Source organism: Pedobacter sp. 01N416 (assembly GCF_056399685.1).
The window spans coordinates 1-1,188 of the sequence record NZ_JBFTRT010000891.1; the positions used below are offsets into that span (position 1 = coordinate 1).

The 1,188-nt window shown below is 41.5% G+C and carries 1 pseudogene; it reads left to right on the plus strand.

Going from position 1 to position 1,188, the window contains the following annotated elements:
* A pseudogene (locus tag AC1DND_RS28170) lies at positions 1–1,041 on the plus strand (SusC/RagA family TonB-linked outer membrane protein); the annotation flags it as partial.
* Positions 1,042–1,188 lie beyond the last annotated feature (147 nt).

Consider the following 1,188-nt stretch of genomic DNA (forward strand, 5'->3'; position numbering starts at 1 on the left):
TTGAACAACCTTCCGTTCGTGAGGATAAGGGGAATCAATAACCCGGAACTGAGGTGGGAGGAACTTGGGCAATATAACCTGAAAATTGATTTCGCCTTTGCAAAGGAGCGTTTGACGGGATCTTTTTCGGTCTATAAAAAGCATGGATCTGATCTATATGGATCGTTTCTATATGACTATACCACCTGGGGCGGGTCTGATGAACTGACACGGAACGTGGCGGATATGGAGGGAAGAGGCTTTGATGCAGAATTGCACAGTAGAAATATTTCAGGTGGGGATTTCAAATGGTCAACAGATCTTTATCTCAGCCAGAATAAAAGCAAGACAGTAAAATATTATTCGGCGAATAATAACCTGTCAAAACTGCTCAGTGGTGGACGTGAAATTACTCCGGTTGTCGGCCTCCCGCTTTATTCAATTTCTGGATACAGGTGGGGTGGGCTTGATGCGGCAGGCAATCCTCAGGGATATCTGATTGGTGTTTTAAGCACAAACTATTCTGCAATTGCAACAGAAGGACGTTTGAATGCTGGCAATATAAATTATATAGGCCCGGCCAACCCGGTATATTTTGGTTCCCTGATCAATTCGTTTGCCTATAAAAATCTCACGGTTTCATTCAATATCAGTTTCAAGCTTGGTTATTTTATGAAAAAAAGTAGCATCGGATATTTTGGGCTGGCAAATTCGGGAATTACAAATAGTGACTATTCCAGTAGGTGGCAGAAGCCAGGGGATGAGCAGTTCACTGATATTCCTTCATTTACCTATCCATTAAATTCACTAAGAGATTCATTCTATTCTGCTGCTGAAATAAATATTGTTCCTGCTGACCAGATCAGGTTGGATTATGTCAATCTGAGTTACCACCTCAATGCCGAGCGGTGGCGGTTTCCATTCCGTTCGCTTGATGTATATCTGAATTCTTCGGATCTCGGAATAATATGGAGGGCCAATAAGTTTGGCCTAGATCCAGATAACCTTGACAGAATTAGTCCCACCAGAGGATTTACCCTTGGAGTAAAAGGGAGCTTTTAATTTAACAACTAATTTATTGTGCAATGAATAGTAATAAAACCATGATGATTTTGGCAAGCTTTTTAATAGCTGCCATGATGACCAGCTGCAAAAATTTTCTGACCCTGAAATCAGACTCAAAGTTGTTGGTACCCAAAACCCTTAGCG